Source organism: Blattabacterium cuenoti (assembly GCF_014251795.1).
GTDB classification, from domain to species: domain Bacteria; phylum Bacteroidota; class Bacteroidia; order Flavobacteriales; family Blattabacteriaceae; genus Blattabacterium; species Blattabacterium cuenoti_AB.
This window is the reverse complement of the sequence record NZ_CP059201.1, coordinates 546,056-570,145: the sequence shown is the minus strand read 5'-3', so window position 1 is coordinate 570,145 and position 24,090 is coordinate 546,056. Positions and strand designations below refer to the sequence as shown.

Here is a 24,090-nt window from a genome sequence, read left to right as displayed (position 1 = left end):
AGCAATTTCTTTTTTTAAAAGTTGAGATCGTAAAATATAATAGTATTTATGAATTTTTTCCCAAAAAAAAAATTTTTTTGTTTTAAAAGATCAAGATCCCATTTATTTATTTTTTCTGTAGAAATCATGTAAGAAAAAAAATGTTCAATATCAACTAGATTTAAATCTAAATTTTGAAAATCATTTAATATTCTAGGGCCCCAATTAAAAAAATCATGAAATTTTTTTTCTGTAAAATCATCTTTTTTTAAAATAGAAAAAAAGTAAAGTAATATTGAATGATGATCTATAATTTTTAGTCCAGAAATTTCTTCAATCAATTCTTTGATTGTAAAAAATTTTGTTTCTGAACTAAATTTTGAACTGTATTTATTTTTTATATATTCTATAATAATAGAATCTTTTGATATAAAAAAAATTTTACTTTTAAAATTTTTGAAAATATATTCAGTAATTTTATCGATTCTTTTTTTCACAAGAAAAAAATTTTTTTATGTTTATTTTGTCTATATATATTTGTTTTCTTAGTTCTTGAATAGTGTTAAATTTTTTTTCTTCACGTATTATACTGATCATCAAAATATCTATTTTTTTTCCATATATATTTTCAAAAAAATCGAATATATGCACTTCTATCTTAATTTTTTTATTTTTTTTCTCTATAGTTGGGTTAATTCCTATATTTAACATGCCCAAATATATGTTATTTAAATAATTAATTTTTACAGCATAGACACCCTTTTTTGGAATCAATTTTTTTGAATCCACTTGTAAATTTGCAGTGGGGAAGTTGATCAACTTTCCGATTCCTTTTCCTTGTATGACATTACCGGATAACGTATAAAAATAACCCAAAGCTTGGTTAGCCCATTGCATATTGCCTAATAAAAGAGACTCACGTATGTGAGTCGAACTTACTATTTTTTTTTTAAAATCATAGGGTTTGACTTGATAGACCTTAACTTTATAAATATGAGAAAATTTTTTTAATTCTTCATAAGAATTATCTCTATTTTTTCCTATATGTGAATCATATCCAATAATGATTTGTTCAATTTTACATTTAGGATGTAAAATTTTTCTTAAAAAATCTTTCGTCTTTAATCTTGAAAAATTTTTTGTAAAAGGATGAATAATCAAATGTTCAATTCCTGTTTTTTTTAAATGGGATATTCTTTCAGAAAGAGTATTTAAATACAAGAACTTTTTATCAGTATTTAATATTTCTTGTGGATGTGGATGAAAAGTTAGTAATACTGAACAATATTTTTTTTCTGATTTTAAAATTAAATCTTTAATAATTTTTTGATGACCAATATGAACACCATCAAAAACACCAAATGTAAATACACATGGATATAAAGAAGAAAATTCATCAATCAATGAATAAATTTTCAAAATTTTTATCTTTTTTCTCTTACATTTACAACTGCAAATATAACTGTATAAATATTCAAACAAAAAGGGATTACATAATGCATAAAAAAAAAATCAAGGGAATTATTACTCAAATTGTAGGGGCTGTTATTGATGTTTCTTTTAAAGAAACATCCTATATACCTAAAATATATGATGCTTTAGAAATCAATTTATCTAAAAAAAATAAAATTGTATTGGAAGTTCAACAACATATGGGAGATAACAATGTTCGTTGCATATCTATGGATTCAACTGATGGATTGCAAAGAGGTCAAGAAGTTTATGCATTAGATCAACCTATTTGTGTTCCTATAGGAGAATCTATTAATGGTAGAGTTTTTAATGTTTTAGGAGATTGTATAGATGGATTAGGAGATATAGATAGATCTCAAAAAAAACCTATTCACAATGAACCTCCTGAATTTGTAGATTTATCAACTGATACAGAAATTTTGTATACAGGTATTAAGGTTATAGATTTAATAGAACCTTATCCTAAAGGAGGTAAAATTGGATTATTTGGTGGAGCAGGAGTTGGAAAAACTGTATTGATACAGGAATTAATTAATAATATAGCAAAAGTACATGGAGGACGATCTGTTTTTGCAGGAGTAGGAGAAAGATCTAGAGAAGGAAACGATTTATTGAGAGAAATGTTGGAATCTGGAATTATAAAATATGGAAAGTCTTTTATGGAATCTATGAAAAAAGGATATTGGGATATTTCTAAAGTAGATAGAGAATCTTTGAAGGAATCTAAAGCAGCTTTTATTTTTGGACAAATGAATGAACCTCCTGGTGCTAGAGCTAGAGTCGCTTTATCAGGATTAACTTTAGCTGAATATTATAGGGATCAGTGTTCGAAAGGAAAAGAAGGACAAGATGTATTATTTTTTATAGACAATATATTTCGTTTTACTCAAGCTGGATCAGAAGTTTCAGCATTATTAGGAAGAATTCCTTCATCAGTAGGATATCAACCTACTTTATCTTCTGAAATGGGTTCTATGCAGGAAAGAATAACTTCAACAAAAAAAGGGTCCATCACTTCAGTACAAGCAGTTTATGTTCCTGCAGATGATTTAACAGATCCTGCTCCTGCTATTACATTTTCGCATTTGGATGCAACTACTGTTTTGTCCAGAAAAATAGCATCTTTAGGAATTTATCCTGCAGTAGATCCTTTAGATTCGACTTCACGTATTTTATCTCCAGATATAATAGATGAAGATCATTATAATTGTGCACAAAAAGTCAAAAAAATTCTTCAAAAATATAATTCTTTACAAGATATCATAGCAATATTGGGAATAGAAGAATTAAGTGAAGAAGATCAATTAATAGTATCTCGAGCTAGACGTGTTCAACGTTTTTTATCTCAACCATTTCATGTTGCAAAACAATTTACTGGAATAGAAGGAGAATTTGTAAAAATTGAAGATACTATAAAAGGATTTAATATGATAATAGATGGAAAATTAGATGAAATTCCAGAAGCTGCTTTTAATTTAAAAGGAACTATTGAACAAGTTATAGAGAGTGGAAAGAAAATGACATAAATAAATTTATGAAAATTATAATTATCAGTTATCAGAAAATTTTGTTTCAAGGGAATATAATTTCTATTATAGCTCCTGGTTATTGTGGATATTTTCAGATATTGAAAAATCATGCTCCATTGATTTCTATATTAAAAAATGGTTTTTTAAAATTGGAATTAGAATCAGAAAAAAAGAAGATTAAAATAAAAGGAGGATTTTTACAAGTAAAAAAAAACATGGTTATTATAATTTTATGATAAGTTAGATGAACTTAACTTCATGTATTCTTTTCTATTTTTGAATATTTTTATAGCACGAAAAATAGCTTCTTCGAATGAATTTTCATTCGCAATTCCTTTTTTAGCTATATCATAGGCAACTCCATGATCAGGAGATGTTCGTATGTGAGATAATCCTGCTGTGAAATTTACTCCCTGATTAAAAGTTAAAGTTTTAAAGGGAATCAATCCTTGGTCATGATACATAGCTAAAGTCGCGTCAAAATTTCGATAGCTTTGATTACCAAAAAAACTATCTGAAGGATAAGGTCCAAAAATTAACCATCCTTTTTTTTGAAATAGGCTATCAATAGCCGGTTTGATTTTTGTTTTTTCTTCATTCCCTATTAATCCATTATCACTTGAATGTGGATTACATCCTAGAACTGCAATTTTAGGTTTTTCTATACAAAAATCAATAATCAGAGATTGATGTAAAATCTTAATTGATTTTATTATTTTTTTTGTATTTAATTCTGAACTAATCTTTTTTAAAGGTAAATGATTGGTTACTAAAGCTATTTTTAAAATGTCGTGAATCATAAACATTAAGGATTCTCCTTCTAAAATATTTTGCAAATACTCAGTATGACCTAAAAATGAAAAATTTTTTAGGTTCATAAACTTTTTGTTAACTGGAGCTGTTACAAGTACATCTATTTTTCCTTCTTTTAAGGCTTTTACAGCTTTTTTTAAAGATAAAATTGGATATTTGACTGATTCGGGTTGATTGATTTTGATAGATTCAAATTTAATAATGTCATCTTTGCATATGTTGAATACATTGATTTTATAATCCGAGACGTCTTTGAATTTTTTTACTTCTTGTATATTATGAATTTCCATGTTCAAAATTTTCTTATAATAAAAACATAATTTTGTTGATCCAAACAATACTGGGGTAAAAAAATCTAAAAGTTGTTTCTTATAACATACTTTCAAAAAAATCTCTATTCCTATTCCATTAATATCACCTGTGGTAAATCCAACTTTAATTTTTTTTTTTTTATAATTCATAATAATATAATAGATTAATTTGTATAAAATTACAAATCATTATGTTTACTGGAATTATAGAATGCACTGCAAAAGTACATCGATTAAATCGTAATAGAAATAATCTATATATCACTTTAAATAATCCATTTTTAGATAAAGAAATTAAAATAAATCAAAGTATTTGCCATAATGGAGTATGTTTAAGTGTGATGAATATTAATCAAAAAACTTATACAGTCATAGCTTCTGAAGAAACTTTATTATGTACTAATTTAAATTTTTTAAAAATTAAAGATGAAATCAATTTAGAAAGAGGAATAACCTTGCATGAAAGATTAAATGGACATATAGTACAAGGACATGTAGATACGATAGCTACGATTATAAAAATTGAAAATAAAAGTGGAAGTTGGATATTTTCTTTTAAATCTAAAAAAAAATTGGATGATGTAGTTGTAAAAAAAGGATCTATTGCAATTAATGGAATAAGTCTTACTATAATAACATGTGATCAACACACATTTAACGTGTCTATTCTTTCTTATACTTATGAAAAAACCAACCTTCATGTAATGAAGATTGGTGATATTGTAAATGTAGAATTTGATATTTTAGGAAAGTATATTAATAAAACTATACAAAAAATGTATAATAAATAATATGCTGATTATTCTAAAATAGGTTCTCCTGATGAAATATTTTTGTCTATATATTGTTGATATATACCGAAATGTTTAATAAATTTTTCGGCAAGTATTTTGACTTGATTTTTAAACATTTTTTCATTTTTCCATGAATTTTTTGGATTTAATATGTTAGAAGATACTCCAGGACAATATTTTGGTATTTTAAAATTAAAAATGGGATATTTTTCATAAGGAACTTTTGACAAAAAACCATCCAAAACATTTTTGACAATTTTACGTGTATCATCTAATTTAATACGATATCCAGATGAATATCCTCCCGATATTAATCCAGTATTAATCATCCAAACATTGATTTTAGGATTATCTAATTTTTTCATCAACATTTTTGTATATTGAACAGGATGTAGAGGCATAAATGGAGCTCCAAAACAAGAAGAAAAAGTTGCTTGTGGTTTTTGAATATTTAATTCAGTTCCGGCTACTTTAGATGTATATCCTAATAAAAAATAATAAGAAGACTGTGCTTTATTAAGTTTTGCTATAGGAGGAAACACTCCAAAAGCGTCATATGTTAGGAAAAAAATATTTTTTATATTGGAAGACAATAGTTTTTTTTCAATGTTATTTATAAAATGAATAGGATAACTAATTCTCATATTTTGAGTAATAGTATCATCCAAAAAATCAACTTCCCCAGTTGATTTTTTGAAAATTACATTTTCCAACATAGCTCCTTTTTTTATAGCATGATAAATCATTGGTTCATTTTCTCTAGAAATACCCAATATTTTTGCATAACATCCTCCTTCAAAGTTAAAAATAATGTTATCATAAGTCCATCCATGTTCATCATCTCCAACTAAGTTTCTATTTGTATCATTAGAAATTGTAGTTTTTCCTGTTCCAGATAACCCGAAAAATAAAGCTGTATCTTTTTTATATTTTCCTACATTCGCGGCACAATGCATAGGAAAAACATTTTTATATATAGGAAGGATAAAATTGAGAACAGAAAATATAGATTTTTTAATTTCTCCTGTATATCCTGATCCTCCAATCAAAATCACTTTTTTAGAAAAATTTAATATAGAAAAATTTTTGTTTCTTGTTCCATCTTTGGTTGGATTAGCCTGAAATCCTGGAGCACATAATAATAACCAATCGGGAAAAAATTTATTTAAATTCGAAAATCTTAAGAAAAGATTGTGAATAAATAGATCAGACCATGGATATTCACTGATACAGCGAACATTCAATTGATAACGTTTATCAGAACAAAGATATCCATCTCGGATATATAATGTTTTTCCAGATAAATATTTTGCCATTTTTTTATATAAAAAGTCAAATTTTTCTGAATTAAAGGATTGATTAAATTTTTCATCCCACCAAACTTTTTTTTCTGTAATATTATCTTTCACAATAAATCGATCTTTAGGAGATCTTCCAGTAAAAAAACCTGTATTTATAGCTAAAACACCTGATTTTGTTTCCAATCCCATTTTTTTTTGAATAATAATTTTTTGTAATTCATCAGGAGTCAATTGCCAATTATATAAAGAATTGAAAATTCCATAACTTTCTAGAGAAAAAGAGATCATATATCATATACCATTTATACGTAAAGCAAATTTATATATGATTTATAAAAGTTTACTAATTTTGTATCATAAAAAAAATTCTGAATTTATGTCTGATATCGCATCTAAAGTCAATGCTATAATTGTAGAAAAATTAGGAGTAGAAAAGAGTGAGATTACTTCTACTGCTAGTTTTTCTAATGATTTAGGGGCTGATTCCTTAGATATAGTGGAGCTCATTATGGAGTTTGAGAAAGAGTTTGATATTAGTATTTCTGATGAAAAAGCTGAGAAAATAACAACAGTAGGGGAAGCCATCCAAGCTATAGAAAATCTTTTGATAGAAAAAAAATGATTATAAGGCTTTTTCTTTGAATAAATATGGAGAAATTAAGGAAAGTAGTAATTACTGGTATTGGTTCTATTACTCCTATAGGTAATACCATAGAAGAATATTGGAATTCTCTTATTAACGGTAAAAACGGTTGTGCCCCTATTACTTATTTTGATACTAAAAAATATAAAACTAAATTTGCTTGTGAATTAAAAAATTATGATCCAAGTATTTTTTTTAATAAAAAAGAAATCCGAAAATTGGATCCTTGTGCACAATACGGACTTGTTGCTTCTGAAGAAGCGATAAGAAATAGTGGAATTAATTTTTCGAAAGAAAAAAGAGAAAGAATAGGAGTTATTTGGGCATCTGGAATAGGAGGGCTTTTAAATTTAGAAGAATCTATTTCTGATTATATATATGGAAAAAAATATCCTAGATTTAGTCCATTTTTTATTCCTAAAATGTTAATAGATATAACTGCTGGTGTTATTTCTATAAATTATGGTCTTCATGGTCCGAATTATGCTACAGTATCTTCTTGCGCTTCATCTTCTAATGCAATTGTAGATGCTTATCATTTAATATGTTTAGGTAAAGCTGATATTATGATTACTGGCGGATCTGAAGCTGCTATCACGCAAAGTGGAGTAGGAGGTTTTAATGCTTTACATGCTTTGTCCACTAGAAATGAAGATTATAAAACAGCATCACGTCCTTTTGACGAAAACAGAGATGGATTTGTTTTGGGAGAAGGAGCAGGATGTCTTATTCTTGAAGAATATAAACATGCTAAAGAAAGGGGAGCTAATATATATGCGGAAATAGGAGGAGTAGGAATGTCTGGTGATGCTTATCATATTACGGCGCCTCATCCAGAAGGAAAAGGAATCGTTTTAGCGATGAGATCAGCAATACAAGATGCTGGTATTGAATGTCAAAAAGTTGATCACATTAATTCCCATGGAACATCCACTAAATTAGGAGATATTGCAGAAATCAAAGCAATTCAAAAAGTATTTCATAAAAATATTTCTAACGTAGATATTAATTCTACAAAATCTATGACTGGACATTTATTAGGTGCAGCAGGAGCAATAGAAGCCATTGCTTCTATTCTTCCTTTAACAAAAGGAATTATTCCTCCAACTATAAATTTATTTCATATAGACAAAAATATAGATCCAAAAATAAATTTAACTCCAAATCAAGCGATCAAAAAAGAAGTTCAAATTAGTATATGCAATACTTTTGGTTTTGGAGGACATAATGTTTGTCTTTTATTTAAAAAAATAAATGTTATCTGAAAACGGTACTATTTTTGAAAAATTCGAAAAAAACGATTATTCTATCTTAGTTAGTAGGTTGATTAAAATATTAGGTTTTTGTCCAAAAAATACAAGATTTTTAAAAGAAGTATTTATATATAGTTTTTATAAAAAAAAAGGAAATTTAAATCAAAATTATTTTATTAATTTTCAGAGACTAGAATTTCTGGGAGACGCTATATTGAATTCTATAATATCACATTTTTTGTGTAAAAAATTTCCTGATAAAAAAGAAGGAGAATTAACTATCATACGATCAAAAATCGTATGTAGAAGAAATTTAAATGAAATTTCTAAAAAATTAACGATTGCAGATATTTTTTTAGATAAACCTATAATATCTGATAATATATTGGGGAACACACTCGAAGCGTTAATAGGATTTATTGATTTTGAAATAGGATATCAAGGCTGTGAAGATTTCGTACATAAAAAAATTTTACATACTCATGTGAACATTGAAAAATTGCAAAATGAAATTTTCAGTTATAAAGTATGGATTATAGAATGGTCCCAAAAAAAGAAATTTTTTATAAATTTTAAAACTTTTAGAGAAAATAAAAATCAAAATAAAATTATTTACTTATCTGAATTCACAATATCAGAATGTGGAATTAAAACTAAAGGAAGAGGTTTTTCTAAAAAAAAATCAGAAGAAATGGCGGCTAAAGAAGCTTACTTAATTGTTCAGAGGACAATGCAAAAAAAAAATAAAAAAATCGTATGATTTTATGTTTAAAAAAAGAAAATTTCCTTATATAAAAAAAGGAGAAGGTCATCCTTTAATTTTACTTCATGGATTAATGGGGAGTCTGAGCAATTTCAAAGCTCTCTTAGACTTTTTTCCAAAAAAAGGTTATCAAGTTATTATTCCTTCATTACCTCTTTATAATATGCCATTATTTTTAACTAATATTTCTAATATTTCTAAATATATTATACAATTTATAATTGAAATAGGTGTCAAAAAAGCTACTTTAATAGGAAATTCTCTTGGAGGACATATTGCTTTAATTATAGCGAAAGAGAGAATGGATTTAGTCCACTCTATAGTTTTAACAGGTAGTTCTGGATTATTCGAAAAAGCTTTTGGGGATGCATTTCCTAGAAGAGAAAATTATGAATATATTAGAAAAAAATCACAAGAAGTATTTTATGATCCTAATATAGCTACTAAAGAATTAGTGGATGAAGTTTTTCATATTGTAAATGATAAAAAAAAAGGAATTAAAACTCTATATATTGCAAAAAGTGCTATGAAATATAACATGTCTAAAGATCTATCTGTTATTCAAAAACCTATTTGCTTAATTTGGGGAAGACAAGACCATGTAACTCCTCCAGAAGTCGCAAAAGAATTCCATAGATTATTACCTTATTCGGAATTATATTGGATAGATAAATGTGGTCATGCTCCTATGATGGAGCATCCAAAAATGTTTATAAAAATATTAGAGAAGTGGCTTTCTAAATTTAATTTTAATCATGAAAATTACTTCTGTAAAATTTAAAGTAAGTTTAAAAAATGTTAATCATTTATTTGTTCATCATAGTCCTGAATATGCTTTTATAGGACGTTCTAATGTTGGAAAATCTAGTTTGATAAATAGTATAGTTAAAAAAAAAATAGCAAAGGTTTCTTCTTATCCTGGAAGAACACAATGCATAAATTATTTTTTAATCAACAATAAATGGTATCTGACCGATTTACCAGGTTATGGGTTTTTTTCTATAAAAAAGAGTAAAGAAGAAACACAATCTTTAATAAAAGATTATATTTTTTATAAAAAAAATACGATTTTTTTATTTCTTTTAATAGATTGTAGATTAATTATACAAAAAATAGATTTAGATTTTATACAAAAATTAAATGAAATGAAGATACATTTTGATATTGTTTTCACTAAAATTGATAAATTAAAAAATCATAGATTGATTAATAAAAATATTTCTTTATGTCTTAAAAAGATAAAAGAAAATATGTTTCACATTCCCATATGGTTCAAGGTCTCCGTAAAAAATAAATATGGAATCAAAAATTTGATTCAACATATCAAAAAATTAAATAATTTTTATCAGTCTCAGTCAAGTAAACAAAAACTTATTATTCCTAATTCATAAGATTTTAATCCGAATCCAAAAATAGTTCCTTTACAAACAGGAGAAATAAATGATTTTTTTCTAAAAGATTCTCTAGAATAAATATTCGATATATGAACTTCTACAACGGGTGAATTTATAGATTTAATTGCATCAGCAATTCCTACAGAAGTATGAGTATAAGCTCCTGCGTTTAATATAATTCCATCAGAATTAAATCCGACATCTTGTAGGATATCTATGATTTTACCTTCACTATTATTTTGGTAATATAGAATTTTTATGTTAGAAAATAATTTTTTTTTTTTAATTTTTTAAGATATTCTGAGAATTTTTCATTTCCATATAATTCAGGTTCTCTTATTCCTAAAAGATTTAAATTAGGTCCATTAATAATGATTATTTTTTTCATGTAAAATTTAAAATTAATATTTAGTAATATTTTCTATTTCTCTTTTATTTAAGAAACACCAATTTCCTATTGGAAGATTTTTTTTTGAAAGTCCAGCAAAATTAACTCGATCTAATCGAATAACTTGATAATTTAATTTCTTAAACATTCGTTTGATGACTCTATTCCATCCGATAAATAATCCTATTTCTACTTGATTTTCAGAATTTTTTTTATTAACAAACATGACTTTTACCTTTCCTTCTTTTAAATGAATTTTTTCTGTTCTGATTTTATGTAAATCTTCATTTTTAATTTTCTTATTTAATGATACATGATATATTTTTTTCACATGATATTTAGGATGAGTCAGTTTTTCTGCTATATAACCATCATTTGTGAGAAGCATAATACCTGTAGTAGAATAATCCAATCTTCCTACAGGGAAGATTCTATATTTAGAAAAGGAAGGAATTAAATTCATTACTGTTTTTCTATTAAATTGATCTCGTGTAGAGCTAATAAAACCTTTAGGTTTATTGAGCAATATATAAATTTTATTTTTCAACTTAACTTTTGATCCATGAAATTTAACAACATCATTTAAATGAATAACTGTTCCCAGTTTGCAAACAGGTTTTCCATTTACTTCTATTGCCCCTGACTGAATAAGTTGATCTGCTTTTCTTCTAGAAGAAATACCTGCATTGGATAAGTAATGATTTAATCTAATTTTATGATGCATATTAAAAACGAAAAAGTACTTTCATCGTATATTTATTTAATTCTTTTTTTGATAAATCATAATTATGTGTAAAACCTAAAATAAAACCTCCTCCTCCAGAACCACATAATTTTAAATAATAAATATTATTGGATATTCCATTCTTCCATATTTCAAAAAAATCTTTTAAAATCATAGAACGAAAATGATTTAGAACCAAAATAGATAATAGTTTAACATTTTTTAATAAAATATTAAAATTTTTTTTTAAAAATGCTTCAATACATTTTTCATTATATCTCATAAATTTTGAAAAAATAATTTTAAAACTATCATGTTTTAATTTTTTTAAAAATAATTTTATCATAAAATTAGTTTTACTAGGAATTCCGGAGTTTAATAAAAAAATAGCTCCTTTTCCTGTATTATTTTTTGAAATCTTTATTATAGAAATATCTGTTTTTGATCGAATGAGTAAAGGTTTATTGAAATAACAAATTAAAGGATCTATACCAGAACTTTTTCCATGAAAAAAAGATTCCATATGACTGAATGTTTTTTTTAATGTGATCATATTTTTTTGTAGATGATCTTTTAATTTATTTTTTGCGTACTTATGATAAATAGCAGCAACTAGTGCACCAGAGCTTCCGATTCCATATCCTTGAGGGATATTTGAATGAAAATATATTCCTTTTTGCACATCTTCATGTAATTTATCTAAATTTAATTTTTTTAAAATGCATTTTTTTTTTCTAAAAAATTATGAAATTTTTTAATCTCATAATTAGAATGTAAAATGTTTTTATTAAATTTAGAATCAATTTTTAAGGTTCCTTTATAAATGTTAAGAGGAATAGAAAGTCCACTAGAGTTTTTCAAAATTCCGTATTCTCCAAACAGCAATATTTTTGCAGGGAACAAAGATTTTTTCATCAGTGTTTAAGTTATTGATTTATTTTAATTTAAAATATAATACATAATTTCGTAATTTTTATAATTTATTATGAAAGTAGCCGTATATGGACAAAAATTTTGTGAAAAAAATATACCATATTTGAATCAGTTCATAGGCTATGTATCGAGTCACTCGATAGAAATTTATATTGAAAAATCATTTTTGAATATTTTATCTTCTTTTAAAGAATTCAAAAATTTAGATTTTCCTGTATTTTCTCATCATAAAGAATTAACTAAAGATTTTAGTTTAATGTTTACTTTCGGAGGAGATGGAACTATTTTATCCGCTATAACATTAATCAGAGATTCCGGAATTCCTATAGTGGGAGTTAATACGGGTAATTTAGGTTTTTTAGCTTCTTTTAATAAAGATGTTTTTATTGAAAAAATTGATCAAATTTTCAATAAAAAACTTCATATAATGCCTAGAAGTTTGTTATCATTAAAAACTTCTGTTACAGATCATCATAAATTTTATAATTTTGCATTAAATGAAATCGTTATTCTGAGAAAAGAAACGGTTTCCATGATTACTATAGATGCTTATATAGATAATGAATTTTTGACTTCTTATTGGGCTGATGGATTAATTGTTTCTACGCCTACTGGTTCTACCGGATATTCTCTTAGTTGTGGAGGTCCTATTATCAGTCCTGAGAATAAGAATTTTGTTCTAACACCTATATCTCCACATAATTTATTTTCACGTCCATTAATTATATCAGATCATCAAAAAATTTTGTTAAAAATACATAGTCGTGTAAAATCTTATTCTTTATCTATGGATACAAGATTAACTTATTTGAATCAGGATGATAAATTATACATTCAGAAGGCTCCTTTTTACATATATTTAATTCAAGAAGAAAAAAATACATATTATAAAACATTGAGAGAAAAACTCTTATGGGGAATGGATCAACGAAATTAAATATTATATTTGTAAAATATGTGTTTATAATTTTTTTATGAAAAAATTATTAGAAAAAATAGATTATAATAATATTCCTCATCATGTAGCTATTATTATGGATGGAAATGGACGTTGGGCTGAAAAAAGGGGAGAAATGAGAACATTCGGTCATAAAAAAGCAATACAATCTGTAAGAGATACCATAAATGGATGTAAAGAGTTGGGGATTCCTTATATAACTCTATATGTATTTTCTTCTGAAAATTGGAAAAGACCTAAACAAGAAATAGATAATTTGATGTACTTATTTCATACCAATCTAAAAGTTTATTTGGAAGAAATTCATGAAAAAAATGTCAAAATTATTACTATAGGAGAAATAGAAAGATTTTCTGAAATGATTCAGAGAGAGTTGTCTTTTTTCATGAAAAAAACAAAAAACAATACATCTTGTACTTTGGTTTTAGCATTGAGTTATAGTGCTAGAGAAGAAATTTTAAGAGCAACAAAAAAAATCGCAAAAAAAGTATGCGATGGTTTTTTGTCAATAAAAGACATTGACTACTCTGTTTTTAGAAGTCATTTATACACTGAAAAATTACCAGATGTAGACCTAATTATTAGAACAAGTGGAGAACAACGTATCAGTAATTTTTTACTTTTTCAATCAGCTTATGCAGAGTTATATTTTACGAATATTTTGTGGCCTGATTTTAGAAAAGAAGATTTTTTTGAAGCTATTATAAATTATCAGAAAAGAAAACGTCGTTTTGGAAACGTGGAATAATTCTTTTGCATTTTTATGAAAAAAAATATTTTAACAGGTATCGTTTTTTTATTAGTTGTAACAATCATACAAATCCAACAAGGATATTTATTCTCTTTTGATGTTAAGATGAATAATGAAATTCTAAATAAAAAATTTTCTTTCATTGTAAGAGAAATACATATCATAGGAAAAACTAAATATAATAGTCATTTTATTTCTGAATTATCAGGAATTTATCCTGGAGAATCAATTGATTCTGATGGAATTAAAACGGATAGTATTATAAAAAAATTGTGGAAAAGTAATCTTTTTAAAAATATATCTATTTATAAAAAAAATATATATAACAATGAAATTGATTTATTTTTTAATTTGGAAGATTTAGAGGAAATTCATGAAATAAAAGTAAATGGAATTCAAAAAAATCAGTTCCCTAACATAAAAAAAATAAAAATCGGAGATAAAATTTCTGGTGACTTAATTCAAAATATTAAAAATGATATACAAGAATATTATACAAAAAAAGGATATCATGAAATTCATATAAAAAGTGAAATCAATAAGAGTCATAAGAAAAATATATTATGTTTATATGTCAATAAAGGGAAAAAAATTGAAATAGAAGAAATATTATTTAATGGAAATCAAGCTATTCAAGATAAAGAATTACTGGATTTAATGAATCAAACTAAAAGGCATCTTTATCCTATAATTTCTAAGATTCAAAAACCTCTTTTTGTTCAAGATAACATAAAAGAAGATTTAAAAAATATCAAGAAAAAATATCAATCTATAGGATTTATAGATATTCAAGTACTTTTAGATTCTGTATGGAAAAAAAAATCTGGTAATTATGGAATAAAAATCAAAATTATAGAAGGAAAAAAATATTATTTAGGAAATGTAAATATTTTAGGAAATAAAAGCTTAAAAAAAAATTTTTTAAATCAAATTTTTTTTTATAAGAAAGGAGATGTCTATAACAAAATTGGGATTAATAGAAATATTTCAAATATTTCATATCCTAACAGTATTTTATATACTTATTTAAACTTAGGTTATTTATTTGTTAACGTTTCTTTTATAGAAAAAAAAATTTTGAATAATCAAATAGATATAGAAATTCAAATAAGAGAAAATGAACCTGTATATATAAATAAAGTTATTATATTAGGAAACTCAATAACTAAAGATCACGTTATTAGAAGAGAATTGGAAACTTATCCGGGGGATCTTTTTTCTATTGCAAAAATTCAACAGAGTTTACTACATTTAGAAAATTTAAATCTATTTGAAAAAGTTTATCATAAAATTAAACCAAACGAAAAAAATGGATCAATAGATATCGAGTGGCATGTTGTGGAAAAAAATACTAATGAATTGCAATTTTATGGAGGTTTTGGGGGAAAAAATTTTAGAAAAATTATTGGAAATTTTAAATTAAATATCAAAAATTTTTCTTTTATAAATATTTTCAATTGGAAATTATGGAATCCCATTCCTCAAGGTGATGGACAAAAATTAGTTATTTATAGTCAGTTAGGAAAAGACTTTACATCTTATGGATTTTCTTTTACGGAACCTTGGATAGAAAAAGAAAATCCTACTTCTTTGACTTTGAAAAGTCAATACTCCATAAAAAAAGTAAAAAACGAAGATGATTTAGATTTTTTATCTGAAAAATATAAAAATTCTCAAACGTTACATGACAAAAAACAATTTTTAGAAAAAAAAATTATTTCTATTGATTTAAATAAATCTTTGTTTTTTTTGGATCCTTATTCAAAAATTTTGACGTCTATAGATTACGAAAAATTCCTTTACAAGAAAGAAATTTCCTCAGACTCATATCAAGAACGTAAATTTAATAATCTTAGCTATTTAATTTCCTTACAAAGAATTTCAACAGAACCAGATATAATTTTTCCTTTTAAAGGATCTAAAATTCAGTTTAATGGCGTATTTACTCTTCCATATTCAGTATTTTTTAAAAGTTATAAAGATCAAGAATGGATGGAATATTTTAAACTGAAAACAGTTTTATATTGGTATCATGAAATAATAAATAATATGATATTGAAAATAGGAGGAGAATTGGGTTATTTAGGACAATATGATCATTCAAAAGAATTATTTTCATTTCAAAAGTTTTATATGGGAGGAGTTCACAATAGTTTATTAGGATCAAAATCATATGAAAAAGATCATATTCCATTGAGAGGATATTCTTTTAAAAATCAAATATTAAATAATGGAGGAATAATTTATAATAAAATTATTTTTGAAATGCGTTATTTAATTAAAAATTTACCCAATTTAAAAATTTGGTCGAATTGTTTTATAGAAGGAGGTAATATTGGTGATTCTTACAAAAAATTTAATCCATTTGTTATGCATAAATCTTTTGGATTTGGTATTCGTTTTTTTTGGGGTCCAATCGGTTTTTTAGGGATAGATTTCGGATATCCTATAGACAATGATATATTTCATGGTTTCAATAAATCAAAATGGAAAACACACTTGATAATAGGAAAGGATTTGTAACATAATACGAAATAAAAATATCAAAAATCATATGAAAAAAAATACAATTCTTTATTTTTTATTATTTTTATTCTTATTTGAATATTCATATTCTAAGAATCAAGAATGTCATAAAAAAATAGTTTGTCTAAATAGTATGGCATTGATAGAAAAAATTCCTGAATTTTCTACTGCTCAAAAAGAATTGGATAGAATTAGTAAAATTCATGAAAATATATTAGATAAGTTAGCAAAGGAATTTCACAAAAAAGCAGAAAAATTTAAAAAAAATAAAAACCCAATTCTTAAAAAAGAACTAGAAATTTTACAAGCAAGAGCTCACGCTTATCAAAAAATGGCGGCAGATGATTTAACTAAAAATCAAAATAAATTATTGAATCCTATATATAAAAAAATTGAGAATGCTATACATAAAGTAATAAATAAAGATAAAAATATTATGAGAGTAGATGATTGTAGTCCTGGAAAAGGAGTATTAGTTAATAAAGGAGAAGATATAACTGAAGAAGTAAAAAAAGAATTAGGAGTAAAATAAATGTGGTATCTCCCGGAATCGAACCGGGGACACAAGGATTTTCAGTCCTTTGCTCTACCAACTGAGCTAAGATACCTTAAGAACAAAAGTAAATAAAATAATTAGGATAACTAAGAATCAATTTCGTTATTATATTTTTTTATTATTTTTTTTTCTTTTTTCTTGTGTTCAAGTAGACAAAGAATATTTAAAAAAAAATAATGTAAAAAATGAAAAAAAAGCATATAAAAGTATCTTTATTAAAACAAACATTTTTTATAAAGAACAAGGAATATTAAAATTTATAATTTATACTCCCGTAATTTACGAATACCCTTTTTACACTTTATTTCCGAATGGTTTAAATTTATTTATTTATGATAAAAATAAATATACTTATATTAGTGCAAATTGGGTTAAATCAGTTGAAAAGATATTCTATCATATTAAAGGGAATATAAAAATAATGAGTCCTGATGGATATTTTTTAAGAACTGATGAAATTTTTTGGGATAGAAAAAATAAAAAAATATTTAATAAAAAATATACAATTATATCTAATTCATATGGAATTGTGTTGCATGCAAAAAATGGGATTGAAGCTTCTGAAGATTTAAAAAAAATTAGATTAAAAAATATTAGTGGAACTTTGCCTGTTAAATAATATAATTTTTCATTTTAGTATAGTTTTCATCACTATATTCGTATCTGCTTTCTTTTCTGGAATGGAAATGGCTTTTATTTCTTCTAGTTTATTTAAAATAGAATTGGAAAAAGAAAAGAAAAAAGGATCTTTTCATTCTGAACTTCTTTCAAAAAGTATTAGTAATTCTAAAAAATTTATCACAACAATGTTAATTGGTAATACTATATCTTTAGTTATATATGGTATTTATATGGGGAAATTATTTTTTCTCTTTTTTCCGAAAGAATTTTTCAATAACTCTTTATGGATAATTTTTTTAGAAACAGTTTTTTCTGCTACTGTTATTTTAATTATTGGAGAATTTATTCCTAAAATAATATTTAGTATATATTCAAATGAATTGTTAAGTTTATTCATTGTTCCTGTATATGTTGTATATAAGATATTTTCTCCTATTACAAATTCTATTATTTGGATTTCTAATGTCTTTTTAAAAATTTTAGGAGAAAAAGAAAATGATCAAAAAAAAATTTTTGACAAAGAAGATTTAATTTATTTTATATCAGAAAATATAGAAAAAAATATAAAAGAAAAAGAGATTGTCGAATCTGAAATTGAAATTTTTCATAAAGCTTTAGATTTCTCTGAAAAAAAAGCACGAGAATGTATGATTCCTAGAAAAGAAATAGTTTCATCTAATATATCATCTATAGATAGTGTTCGAAATATTTTTACTGAAAGTGGATTATCTAAAATCGTAATTTATAAAAATAATATAGATAATATTATAGGTTATATTCATTATTTAGAATTACTAAAGAAACCAAAAAATCTCGAATCTGTAATTAGATCAGTAGAACTAGTTTATGTAACTACTCCTATTAGAGAAATAATGGATCTTTTAATTAAAAAAAAAAGAAGTATTGCTATAGTTTTGGATGAATATGGAGGAACAGCAGGAATGATAACTATAGAAGATATTTTGGAAGAATTTATTGGAGATATAAAGGATGAACATGATGAAAATTTATTATTAGATAATAAATTAAATGATCATGAATTTTTATTTTCCGCACGATTAGAAATCGATTTTATTAATGCTAAATATAATTTAGATCTACCGAAATCTGATAAATATGAAACTTTAGGAGGTTTAATTGTTAACTATACAGAAAATATTCCAATAAATGGAGATAAAATTGTGATCAACAACAATTTTTATATTGAAATTAAAAAAGTATCTAAAAATAAAATAGAAGAAGTGATTTTAAAAAAAGAAATTGTAAAATGAGTTTTTTAGAAAAAATAAGAAAAAATACATGGTTGATTTTCTTTTTTATAAGTATATCTTTAATATTTTTTATATTGGATCCTAATATTTTACTAAAACTTTTTACTAATAATTCTAATATTATTGGAAAAGTAAATGGAGAGAATATTCTTCTTAAAGAATATCTTGATTGTTTTCAATTCTTAAAACGATTTCGTGAAAATGAACCTGATTTTTATTTAAAAAATGATGCTTGGAAATTATTAGTTTATGAAAAAGTATTGAATCAACAAGCTAAAAAATTAGGAATACAAAGCTCAGAAAAAGATTTTTGGAAAGCAATAGAAAAACAATCAATATATAGTAAAATTATTGATTTTCAAGATCAAAAAGGAAAAATGAATATGAAAAAATTTCAATTTTACTTAAAAAATTTAGAAAAATTACCTTCATATTTAAATCCTCAGATAGAAATAGAAAAAGATATTTGGTATTATGAAAAAAATAATATTCCAAAAAGAATCATTGCAAAAAAATATGTAGAAATGTTAATGTATGGATTGAATACTTCTTTTATAGAAGCTCAACTAAACTATGAAGATAAAAATTTATTTTCTATAATTGATTATATATTTATTCCTTATTCAGAAATAGAAAAAAAATATAGAAAAATAAAAAGTTATGAAATCTATGACTACATAAAAAAAAATAAGTTTCTTTATAAAAAAGAAAATTTAAGAAATCTCAGTTTTGTAATTTTTCGTTCTCATCCATCATTAAATGATGAAAAAAATATGAATATTAAAATCAAAAAATTATTTAATAAATTTAAATTTTCTGATCATAATTTTACAATTGTTTCTAATCAATCTGAAAAACCCTTTGATTCAAATTTCTATTTGAAAAAAAATCTTCCTATTGTTTTACAAAATTTTGTTGAGAAAAATAATCAAATTGGGAGCATGTTCGGTCCTATTAAAGATAACAATATCTATATTATGGCTAAACTAACTGGAAAAAAAATGATATATAATTCTGTTTTATCAAGTCATATATTAATTTCTCATAAGGAAGCTATACGTTTTTCTAATAATAGAACTAAAAAAGAGGCTAAAAAGACAGCGGAAAAAATATATAATTTTATTGTAAAAAATCCTACTAAATTTAATTCTCTAGTTATAGAAAAATCGGATGATGTTATGAATGCAAAAAAAAATAAAGGTAGTTTAGGATGGATCAAATATGAAGAACCAAATGAATCATTTAAAAAATCAAGATCATTTGATTTTTTTTCTGTAAAAAATAAAAAAGGAACAATAGGTTTAATTGAAACTAAATTTGGTTATCATATTATCAGAATTGACGGAATCAAAGATGTAAAAGACACTTATCAACTTGCTATAATAATCAAAACACTGAATCCATCAAAGAAAACTGAAGGGGGTCTTTATCAAGAAGTTATAGATTTTATAAAAAAAAATAAGAATTCAAATGTAAATACATTTATTAATAATGCAAGAAAGAAAAGGTATGAAACTCTTTTTTTAAAAGAAATAAAAGATTATCAATGGAATATTCAAGATTTAAATACGGAATTGGATAAAGAAATTATAAATTGGTCTTATGAAAAAAATAGAAAAGAAGGAGACATCAAGATTTTTTATACTTCAAACAAAGATTATATTGTAGTTTTTTTATCTAAAATTCAGAAAAAAGGATATCCTATTGAAGAAATAAAAAATAATATAATTCCTTTCCTCATTCAGAAAAAAATAAATTATTATTTATCTAATGTGATAAAAGATCTAAGTTTAGAACAAATTGCTTCTCGTTTCTCTAAAGAAATAAATAAATCCCATAAAATCAATTTTCATAAATCTATGGTTGGAAATTATAAAGAACCTAAAGTTATTGGATCCGCTTTTTCTTCAAAATTATATAAAACTTCTAAACCAATATTAGGAGAAAGAGGAATTTTTTTTATAAGACCATTGAAACGTTTTAATACATATAAAAAACTTTCTTATTTTTCTTCTGAAATAGAATCTTTAAATGAAAATTTAAGAAAAAACATTTTAGAAAAAATAGGAGATATGTTAGTTGAAAAATCTAATATTGAAGATTTTAGAAAAAATATATAATTATTTGTTTCGTTTCACAGAATAAGGAGGCATATGTTTATTTTTCCCATTGGGGAATTCCTTTTTTTTATGATCAATATTATTTTGAATAATTTCATTTTTAATTCTTTTTTTAGCATTTTTTAAATATCTAATTCCTTCCCCTAATCCACGCGCAATCTCTGGTATTTTTTTTGGTCCAAAAACGAGTATAGCTATAAAAACAATAAATAAACTTTCTTCTATGCTGATAAATAAAATATTTTTCATTTTTCTATATTTTTTTTACAAAAATCATATACTATAGATGGAGCTATAAATATAGAAGAATAAGTTCCTATACTCATTCCAATAAATAAAGCTAACATAAAATTATGAAGAACTTTTCCTCCAAATAAAAAAATAATTAAAATTACTAATAAAGTAATAAAAGAAGTATTTATAGTTCTAGTGAGAGAATTACAAATTCCTTGATTTATCGTTTTTTTTATCATAAATATTAATGATGTTTTATTTGAAATTTGTCTAATTCTATCATAAACTATTACGGTATCATTAATAGAATAACCTATTATTGTTAACAAGGCTGCTATAAAATTTTGATTTATTTCTAAAATAGAAAATTTGTCATGGAAAAAAGAAAATATTCCAAGTACGATGACTGAATCATGAATTAAAGAGATTATTGCTCCTAATCCAAATTGCCATTTTTTGAATCTTACAAAGATATATATAAAAATTCCTATTAAAGAAATTATTACAGAAATAAAAGCTTTATAAGTCATTTCTCTAGCTACTAAAGGACCAACTTTCTCAATAGATTGAATACCTAATGATTTATGTTTTTTTATATTTTTAAAATCTTCAAAATTAATAGGAAAAAAACCTTTCAAAGCTGTAAACATTTTTTTTAAAATAATCTCATCTAATTGTTTATTTTCTTCCCATATTTTATATTTAGTGACTATTTTAAGTTGATTTTCATCTCCGAATGTTTGGACCCTAGGAAAAGAAGGTTTTCCATTTTCTATAAATATTTTTGATAAAATTTTAGAAATTTCTTCAGGATGTATCTGACGATTAAAAAGAATAACATAAGAACGTCCTCCAACAAAATCTAATCCTAGATTAAATCCTTTTAAAAAAAAAGAAAATACACTAATAATTATGAAAAAACTAGAAATCATATAAATCCATTTTCTTCTTGATAAAAAATCATATTGCATATTTTGAATTTTGTTCAAAATAAAAATTAATTCTTTTCTAGAAAAAAAAATCTTTCTATATTTTTTTAAATGCCATTCTAAAAATAATCTTCCTAAACAAATGGAGGTAAACATAGAAACTATAATACCAATAATTAACGTAGTAGAAAATCCTCGTATAGGTCCTATTCCAAAATAAAATAAAATGACTCCACATAATAAAGTGGTAATTTGTCCATCTATAATAGAAGATAAAGCTCCATATATTGTGTAACTATTATTAATAGATGTCAATATGGAAACTTTATTTCTTATATTTTCTTTAATTTTTTCATAAATAATGATATTAGCATCCATAGACATTGCTAATGTTAATATAATTCCTGCGATACCGGGAAAAGTTAATATTGCATTCATAGAAATGAGAATACCAAAAATAAATATGACATTAAAAAATAAAACAATATTGGCATACAATCCTGGAATTGAATAACAAAAAAACATCCAAATAAATACAAAAAATAAAGCTATTAAAAAAGATATAATTCCTTTTTGAATAGATTTTTTTCCTAAATAAGGGCCCATTATATCAGTTTGAATTACCTTTACAGAGGTAGGCAATTCTCCTGTGCTTAATATGTTTATTAGATCATTAGCTTCCTGTGTTGAAAAATGTCCATATATTTGAGACATTCCATTTGAAATGACGGATTTTACTACAGGAACTGTATATACTAAATTATCAAGTACTATTGCTATGCTTCTCCCCATATTTTTTTCCGTAAAAATTTTCCATTTTTTAGTTCCTTCTTCATTCATTTTAATATTTATAGATATTTCATTTAAAGGACCAAAAGATTTATAAGCATGGGTTAACACATCTCCATTTAAATGATTAGATATTTCTCTATTATTAATTTTTACAGCGAACAACTGAAAAAAATTATTTAAATTTTTATATCCCCATAAAAATTTGACATCATGTAAATGATACGGTAAATAATTTCGAGTTTGATCAGAGTTTAAAAAATCTGAAATGATTTTTTTATGTTTTGCATGAACTAATCCTACGACATTTTTTGATTGAATAAGAGAAAAATTTAAAAGATCTATGAAAGATCTTTTTTTATCATGTTTTTTTTTGTACAACTTATTTATTGTATGAAAATATGAATTAACTTCTTGAGAGTTGTAAGTTTCCAAAAAATGTAATTCTGCTTTTTTCTCTAAAATATTTTTGATTCTATCTATATTTTGTATTCCAGATAATTCTATTAAAATTCGATTAGAATTTTTTATTCTTTGAATATTGGGTTGAATAATTCCGAATCGATCGATTCTGGATCTCAAAATATTTTGAATAGAAATTATAGAAGATTCTATTTTTTTTCTCAGAAATTTTTCTATTTTTAAATCAGAACTATTAGAATTAATTTCAATATTAGATTTATTTCCAAATAAATTTGGAGAAGACAAATTAATATTTAGTTTTCTGTTTTTTATTTCTTGATTAAAAGAATTGATAAAAGATAACAAATAATCTGTATTTGTATTTTCTTTTTTTTTCTGATCCGCATTTTTCAACGCTTTTATAAAAATAGAGTTTTGAGAATTTTTAGAAAATTTTTTGAGTAAATCTTTTTCTGATATATCTAAAACCATGCTAATCCCACCTTTTAAATCCAATCCTAGATTTAGGGTTTTTTTATCATTTTTTTCTGAATATATACTGTATAATATATAATACAGACAAATAGAGGTCAATATTATGGTTACAAATATCGTAAAAAAGTTTCTAACACGCA

22 protein-coding genes, 1 tRNA gene and 2 pseudogenes are annotated in these 24,090 nt (G+C 24.2%); 15 read left to right on the top strand and 10 right to left on the bottom strand.

The window, feature by feature from the left end:
* Positions 1 to 14: 14 nt before the first annotated feature.
* Positions 15 to 476, bottom strand: coding sequence for a hypothetical protein (locus H0H55_RS03110; protein ID WP_238784153.1), 462 nt, complete (start codon positions 474 to 476; stop codon positions 15 to 17).
* Positions 457 to 1,398, bottom strand: a complete 942-nt coding sequence (locus tag H0H55_RS02805; RefSeq protein ID WP_185861228.1) for a bifunctional riboflavin kinase/FAD synthetase — start codon at positions 1,396 to 1,398, stop codon at positions 457 to 459. Before H0H55_RS02805 ends, H0H55_RS03110 begins: the two co-directional genes overlap by 20 nt.
* A gap of 77 nt (positions 1,399 to 1,475) precedes the next feature.
* Between H0H55_RS02805 and atpD the strand changes: the two genes are divergently transcribed.
* On the top strand, positions 1,476 to 2,978 hold the full coding sequence (atpD, locus tag H0H55_RS02800) for a F0F1 ATP synthase subunit beta (RefSeq protein WP_185861227.1): 1,503 nt from the start codon (positions 1,476 to 1,478) through the stop codon (positions 2,976 to 2,978).
* Between the two features lie 8 nt (positions 2,979 to 2,986).
* Positions 2,987 to 3,217, top strand: a complete 231-nt coding sequence (locus H0H55_RS02795) for a F0F1 ATP synthase subunit epsilon (RefSeq protein ID WP_185861226.1) — start codon at positions 2,987 to 2,989, stop codon at positions 3,215 to 3,217.
* Here the strand turns inward: H0H55_RS02795 and pdxA are convergent.
* The gene (pdxA, locus tag H0H55_RS02790; RefSeq protein WP_185861225.1) at positions 3,212 to 4,255 is read right to left on the bottom strand and encodes a 4-hydroxythreonine-4-phosphate dehydrogenase PdxA; all 1,044 of its coding nucleotides are present in this window, start codon (positions 4,253 to 4,255) and stop codon (positions 3,212 to 3,214) included. The two genes, H0H55_RS02795 and pdxA, sit on opposite strands and share 6 nt — an antisense overlap.
* Before the next feature lie 41 nt (positions 4,256 to 4,296).
* Here pdxA and H0H55_RS02785 point away from each other — a divergent pair, with 41 nt between their 5' ends.
* A complete protein-coding gene (locus tag H0H55_RS02785; protein ID WP_185861224.1) occupies positions 4,297 to 4,896 on the top strand; it encodes a riboflavin synthase in 600 nt (199 codons plus the stop codon).
* Between the two features lie 8 nt (positions 4,897 to 4,904).
* Here the strand turns inward: H0H55_RS02785 and H0H55_RS02780 are convergent, their stop codons facing one another.
* The gene (locus H0H55_RS02780; RefSeq protein ID WP_185861223.1) at positions 4,905 to 6,488 is read right to left on the bottom strand and encodes a phosphoenolpyruvate carboxykinase (ATP); all 1,584 of its coding nucleotides are present in this window, start codon (positions 6,486 to 6,488) and stop codon (positions 4,905 to 4,907) included.
* An 88-nt stretch (positions 6,489 to 6,576) separates the two neighbouring features.
* On the opposite strand from H0H55_RS02780, the gene H0H55_RS02775 reads away from it, so the two are divergent.
* The 5 genes from H0H55_RS02775 to yihA are packed head-to-tail and all read left to right on the top strand — an operon-like array spanning position 6,577 to position 10,250.
* Positions 6,577 to 6,822 carry an acyl carrier protein gene (locus H0H55_RS02775; RefSeq protein WP_185861222.1) on the top strand — a complete coding sequence of 82 codons (246 nt, stop codon included), beginning with the start codon at positions 6,577 to 6,579 and terminating at the stop codon, positions 6,820 to 6,822.
* Between the two features lie 26 nt (positions 6,823 to 6,848).
* Complete coding sequence (fabF, locus tag H0H55_RS02770; protein ID WP_185861221.1) at positions 6,849 to 8,108, top strand: beta-ketoacyl-ACP synthase II; 1,260 nt, start codon at positions 6,849 to 6,851, stop codon at positions 8,106 to 8,108.
* On the top strand, positions 8,098 to 8,856 hold the full coding sequence (locus H0H55_RS02765) for a ribonuclease III family protein (protein ID WP_185861220.1): 759 nt from the start codon (positions 8,098 to 8,100) through the stop codon (positions 8,854 to 8,856). The genes fabF and H0H55_RS02765 overlap by 11 nt, the downstream gene beginning before the upstream one ends.
* A 4-nt stretch (positions 8,857 to 8,860) precedes the next feature.
* The gene (locus H0H55_RS02760; RefSeq protein ID WP_185861219.1) at positions 8,861 to 9,640 is read left to right on the top strand and encodes an alpha/beta fold hydrolase; all 780 of its coding nucleotides are present in this window, start codon (positions 8,861 to 8,863) and stop codon (positions 9,638 to 9,640) included.
* Positions 9,615 to 10,250: a ribosome biogenesis GTP-binding protein YihA/YsxC gene (gene yihA / locus H0H55_RS02755; protein WP_185861218.1), complete on the top strand. Its 636-nt coding sequence runs from the start codon at positions 9,615 to 9,617 to the stop codon at positions 10,248 to 10,250. The genes H0H55_RS02760 and yihA overlap by 26 nt, the downstream gene beginning before the upstream one ends.
* On the opposite strand, the pseudogene aroQ reads toward yihA, so the two are convergent.
* The 3 genes and pseudogenes from aroQ to H0H55_RS02740 all read right to left on the bottom strand — a co-directional run bounded on the left by aroQ (position 10,211) and on the right by H0H55_RS02740 (position 12,280).
* A pseudogene (gene aroQ / locus H0H55_RS02750) lies at positions 10,211 to 10,641 on the bottom strand (type II 3-dehydroquinate dehydratase). The gene yihA and the pseudogene aroQ sit on opposite strands and share 40 nt — an antisense overlap.
* A gap of 13 nt (positions 10,642 to 10,654) precedes the next feature.
* On the bottom strand, positions 10,655 to 11,365 hold the full coding sequence (locus H0H55_RS02745) for a pseudouridine synthase (protein ID WP_185861217.1): 711 nt from the start codon (positions 11,363 to 11,365) through the stop codon (positions 10,655 to 10,657).
* Between the two features lies 1 nt (position 11,366).
* Positions 11,367 to 12,280 (bottom strand): annotated as a pseudogene (locus tag H0H55_RS02740) (mevalonate kinase family protein).
* Between the two features lie 70 nt (positions 12,281 to 12,350).
* On the opposite strand from H0H55_RS02740, the gene H0H55_RS02735 reads away from it, so the two are divergent.
* The 4 genes from H0H55_RS02735 to H0H55_RS02720 are packed head-to-tail and all read left to right on the top strand — an operon-like array spanning position 12,351 to position 17,065.
* The gene (locus tag H0H55_RS02735) at positions 12,351 to 13,235 is read left to right on the top strand and encodes an NAD kinase (RefSeq protein WP_185861216.1); all 885 of its coding nucleotides are present in this window, start codon (positions 12,351 to 12,353) and stop codon (positions 13,233 to 13,235) included.
* Positions 13,236 to 13,272: 37 nt separating this feature from the next.
* A complete protein-coding gene (locus tag H0H55_RS02730; protein ID WP_185861215.1) occupies positions 13,273 to 14,004 on the top strand; it encodes an isoprenyl transferase in 732 nt (243 codons plus the stop codon).
* A 15-nt stretch (positions 14,005 to 14,019) separates the two neighbouring features.
* Positions 14,020 to 16,530, top strand: a complete 2,511-nt coding sequence (locus H0H55_RS02725) for a BamA/OMP85 family outer membrane protein (RefSeq protein ID WP_185861214.1) — start codon at positions 14,020 to 14,022, stop codon at positions 16,528 to 16,530.
* A gap of 31 nt (positions 16,531 to 16,561) precedes the next feature.
* On the top strand, positions 16,562 to 17,065 hold the full coding sequence (locus H0H55_RS02720) for an OmpH family outer membrane protein (RefSeq protein ID WP_185861213.1): 504 nt from the start codon (positions 16,562 to 16,564) through the stop codon (positions 17,063 to 17,065).
* Positions 17,066 to 17,068: 3 nt separating this feature from the next.
* Here H0H55_RS02720 and H0H55_RS02715 read toward each other — a convergent pair.
* A tRNA-Phe gene (locus H0H55_RS02715) sits at positions 17,069 to 17,141 on the bottom strand.
* 369 nt (positions 17,142 to 17,510) lie between these two features.
* Between H0H55_RS02715 and H0H55_RS03105 the strand changes: the two genes are divergently transcribed.
* Genes H0H55_RS03105 through H0H55_RS02700 form a run of 3 tightly spaced genes read left to right on the top strand, consistent with a single transcriptional unit; the run spans position 17,511 to position 21,101 of the window.
* On the top strand, positions 17,511 to 17,708 hold the full coding sequence (locus H0H55_RS03105; RefSeq protein ID WP_238784152.1) for a hypothetical protein: 198 nt from the start codon (positions 17,511 to 17,513) through the stop codon (positions 17,706 to 17,708).
* Between the two features lies 1 nt (position 17,709).
* A complete protein-coding gene (locus H0H55_RS02705) occupies positions 17,710 to 18,981 on the top strand; it encodes a hemolysin family protein (RefSeq protein WP_185861580.1) in 1,272 nt (423 codons plus the stop codon).
* Positions 18,978 to 21,101, top strand: coding sequence for a SurA N-terminal domain-containing protein (locus H0H55_RS02700; RefSeq protein ID WP_185861212.1), 2,124 nt, complete (start codon positions 18,978 to 18,980; stop codon positions 21,099 to 21,101). Before H0H55_RS02705 ends, H0H55_RS02700 begins: the two co-directional genes overlap by 4 nt.
* Here H0H55_RS02700 and H0H55_RS02695 read toward each other — a convergent pair whose 3' ends face one another.
* Together H0H55_RS02695 and secD are read right to left on the bottom strand one after the other, a co-directional pair.
* Entirely contained in the window at positions 21,102 to 21,350 is a 249-nt protein-coding gene (locus H0H55_RS02695) for a Sec-independent protein translocase subunit TatA/TatB (RefSeq protein WP_185861211.1), read from the bottom strand.
* Entirely contained in the window at positions 21,347 to 23,971 is a 2,625-nt protein-coding gene (secD, locus tag H0H55_RS02690; RefSeq protein WP_238784151.1) for a protein translocase subunit SecD, read from the bottom strand. Before secD ends, H0H55_RS02695 begins: the two co-directional genes overlap by 4 nt.
* Positions 23,972 to 24,090 lie beyond the last annotated feature (119 nt).